Origin of the sequence: Rhodobaculum claviforme (assembly GCF_016653255.1) — a bacterium.
Lineage (GTDB): Bacteria > Pseudomonadota > Alphaproteobacteria > Rhodobacterales > Rhodobacteraceae > Rhodobaculum > Rhodobaculum claviforme.
Genome location: NZ_NHSD01000193.1, coordinates 1 through 3,581 on the forward strand (window position 1 = coordinate 1; position 3,581 = coordinate 3,581).

Annotated in this window: 4 protein-coding genes; 3 read left to right on the forward strand and 1 reads right to left on the reverse strand. The window is 72.3% G+C overall.

Translation table 11 applies throughout. The features are described 5' to 3' along the window. Positions 1-269: 269 nt before the first annotated feature. The 3 genes from CCR87_RS06550 to CCR87_RS06560 all read left to right on the forward strand — a co-directional run bounded on the left by CCR87_RS06550 (position 270) and on the right by CCR87_RS06560 (position 3,265). Positions 270-1,190 carry an ice-binding family protein gene (locus CCR87_RS06550; protein ID WP_201156758.1) on the forward strand — a complete coding sequence of 307 codons (921 nt, stop codon included), beginning with the start codon at positions 270-272 and terminating at the stop codon, positions 1,188-1,190. Between the two features lie 319 nt (positions 1,191-1,509). Then, positions 1,510-2,151: a hypothetical protein gene (locus CCR87_RS06555; RefSeq protein WP_201156759.1), complete on the forward strand. Its 642-nt coding sequence runs from the start codon at positions 1,510-1,512 to the stop codon at positions 2,149-2,151. Positions 2,152-2,374: 223 nt separating this feature from the next. Then, positions 2,375-3,265 carry a hypothetical protein gene (locus CCR87_RS06560; RefSeq protein WP_201156760.1) on the forward strand — a complete coding sequence of 297 codons (891 nt, stop codon included), beginning with the start codon at positions 2,375-2,377 and terminating at the stop codon, positions 3,263-3,265. 132 nt (positions 3,266-3,397) lie between these two features. On the opposite strand, the gene CCR87_RS06565 is transcribed toward CCR87_RS06560, so the two are convergent. Next, positions 3,398-3,581, reverse strand: a 184-nt coding sequence (locus CCR87_RS06565; protein WP_201156761.1) for a hypothetical protein, incomplete at its 5' end; no start/stop codon positions are given.

Here is a 3,581-nt window from a genome sequence, read left to right on the forward strand (position 1 = left end):
TGCGGGCGCCGACAGCCGGGCGCGGCCGGACTGATCCAGGTTAGCGCCCGCCCCCGCGCCGGCTGCAATCCTGCACGCGCCCCGGGATGACGGGGCACCCGAAGGGGTTGCCTTGCGCACCCGGGGGATCGACGCGCGCATGGGCCGCGGCCCGTGCGGCGTGCGGCGTGTGGCGCCGCAAGCGGCCCGCCCCCCGCGTCGCAGCCCCCCTGCGAAGGACAGCGCCCCTGTCCCGGCACCGCGGTCCGCCGCAAATGGAGACGGCCCCCATGCAGAAAACCCTCACGGGCACAGCCTCGGTTCTGGCGATCGCCCTCGGCCTTGTGGTGATCGGCGACCGCGGCCCGGCATCGGCGGCCGGGCTGCTTGGATCGGCACAGGGATTTGCCGTCCTCGGCGGCTCGGAGGTCACGAACACCGGGGCCACCAGCATCACCGGCGATCTGGGCGTCCACCCGGGCAGCGCAATCACCGGCGCCGGGGCGATCTCGCTGAGCGGGACGGTCCACCGGGCCGACGCCGTGGCGCAACAGGCCAGGGCCGATGCCCGCGATGCCCATACCGCCCTCGGGACGCCGGGTGGGGCGACCGACCTGACCGGTCAGGATCTGGGGACGCTGCTGCGGGCGCTGACGCCGGGCGTCTATGACTTCGCCACGACGGCGCAGCTGACGGGGAACATGACGCTCGACTTCGCGACCGATCCGGGCGGCAGCTTCGTGTTTCGCATCGGGTCCGCGCTGACCACGGCTTCGGGGGCGTCGGTCACGGTCCTGAACGGCGGGGCCGAGAGCGGCATCTTCTGGCGGATCGGCAGCTCGGCGTCGCTGGGAACGGGGACGGTGTTCGCGGGAAACATCATCGCGGACCAGTCGATCACCCTGGCAACCGGCGCGTCCGTCCTGTGCGGCCGCACCATCGCGCTGATCGGCAACGTGACCCTGGACACGAGCACGATCTCGAACGACTGCGACCTGTTCGGCGGCACCGCCGGGCGCGGCGATTTCGGCAGCATGGGGTTTGCCGGGGCGCGCGGGACCGTGCCGCCCTCGGCCATCCCGGTGCCTGCGGCGGGTGTGCTGCTGCTCGGCGGCCTTGGCGGTCTTGGCCTGCTCGGGGTGACCGCGGGCGCCCGGCGGCGCGGCGCGGCCGGGCCCTGCACAGGGTCGCGGGCACGCGCGGGCGGGTGATCGCGCGGTCACCTGCCGCGTCCGCCCGCCCCCGTCGCGACCGGGGGGCGCGTGCCTTGATTGCGGGCCGGGCCACCGCGCCCGGTCGGCCCCCGGCTGGCGGTGAGCGGCGGTGATCGGCGGGACAGGACGCAAATCACGCATCCGGCGGGCAGGAAATTCAGCCGGGCGCGCCGCAGGGGGGCGAATTTGCTTGATCCACCGGTGGCGTCCGGGTCTTTCTTGATCCGTTGACATCCAGTGTGAGGCATTTCGAATGACAGATCATGGGTCCGTGGGCCACACAATGTCGCGCCCGGCGCGCGTCGGGGGGCCGCGCATGGCCCTGCTCGGTGCAGCGGCGTTTGCGCTGTCGGGCTGTTTTGGGGGGTCGGGCGGCGAAGCACTGGGCGGCCGCTCGATCGACCAGCAGGCGCCCGATCTTGCCCAGGCATCGCGGCTTGTCGGTGCGCTGTCTGACATCAGCGTCGACGCGGACGACGCGCCGCGGGTGGGGGCCCTGCTTGGCGATGTCGCTTCGGCGGCCCGTGCGGAGGCGCCTGCGGCATCGGCGCTCGTGGGGACGGCGAGCTATGCCGGCGACTTTCTCGTGCGCGAGGTGGGCGGTGACGGACAGGAAAGCCTGCTCGGGGATTTCGCGCTTTCGGTGAATTTCGACGATGCGTCCCTGACCGGGCGACTCGGCGAGACGATGATCATCAACAACGATGATCGGCGCCTGATCGCCGCCACGGACGCCGATATCACCGGCACCGTCGATGGCAGGACCATGACCGCCACGCTCGACGGTCGGATCACCGTCGGTGAGAATGTGGCGGCGATCAGTGGGGCCATGGCCGGGGGGTTCGCAGGCCTCGGGGCCGAGACGGTCGCGGGCGGCATGACGCTGGATGTCGACGGTGACGATGGTGTCCCGGAGCCGTTCGAGGGGGTGTTCGCCGGGGACCGGGCCCCCCGCTGATCGCGGGACGGGGCTTGCGCAAGGCCGGGCAGGGGTCCGGCCCTGGTCGCCCGCCGCGCCTGTGGCGGCGGGCGGTGCGATCCGCAGGGCGATGCGGTGGGCGCGCGGGGCGCTTGACCGGCTGGGGGCCCGTGGGGTAATTTCGGGCTTGCTTGTCCGGACAAATGATGCCCCGATGACTCACCTTCCCGTTCCATGCCCCGCTCCATGCCCCGGGCCTCTCGTGCAGATCCCGCGGCCTGCGGCGGCCCGTCCTGGTGCGGCGGCGCTGGCGGGCCTGCTGATGCTGGCCGCGCCCCCGATACAGGCCCAGCAGCTGGTGCCGGGCCTGAAGGGCGAGGTGTGGTTCGGCGTCGACCTCTACAGCAACGACGCGCTGTTTTTCGGCGACGGGCTGGGCGCGCTGGGAACCAGCCAGCGGACCGGGGAAAACATCCTGCCCCGCGCCGAGACCGCCATCGCCAGCCGTCCTGCCGATGGCACCTTCGTCTCCACCGCCCTGAACTATCCCCAGGATGCCGACACCATCAAATCCTCGCGCGCGCCTGCGACCGAGATCGGCGGTCTGGAGGACTTCCTCGGCACCGACCATGCCACCTTCACGCTGCGCGACGGCGTCACCGAACCGGCCCGGCCGCTCGAATTCTCGTTGTGGCGGTTCACCGGTGTGATGCAGCTGACGCCCGGTGTGACGTATGAATTCCGCATCCGCTCGGACGACGGCAACGCCACATGGCTGGGCTTCGACCCCGCCACCGATCCGGTCTTTCCCACGGTCGCGCCGAACAGCTTTCGCGCCTCGGGCACGTTCGACCCCACGGACCCCGACGTGGTGTGCTGCCGATACAGGGTCACCGCCGAGGGCGACGGCCTGATGCCGTTCAAGATGCTGTTCTACGAGCGGCAGTACGACATCGGCATGCGGATGCAGGCCGCGACCGAGCAGGAGGGCGACGCGTTCGTCACCTTCAGCGTCGTCGGGGGCGAGATGTTGCGCCACGATGCCCCCGTCGGGGTGATTCCGGTGCCGGCGGCCGCGGGATTGCTGGTGTCGGGGCTGATGGCGCTGGCCCTTGTGGGGGTGCGGCGCCGCCGCAGCGCCCCCCCGCGCTGAAAACCGCCGCGCCGGGAAACCGCCGCGCCGAAGGCCCGACGCGCCGAAGGACCGCCGCGCCGGGAAACCGGGCGCGGATCGCCGGGCCGGAGATCGCCGGCCAGCCCCGATCAGGCCCCGATCCGGCCCCTGTCAGCCCCCGATCAACACCGCGATCGCCGCCACAAGCGCGGTGGCCATCAGGTACCCGGCCACGCGCTGGGTGTGGAAGGCCGCGCTCACCCAGGGGTGGGGATGGTGCAGGCCCGCGTACCGCTCGCTCAGCGTGACCAGCGGCAGCGCGTTGCCCAGGCTGTACCACAGCGCCGGTCCCGCC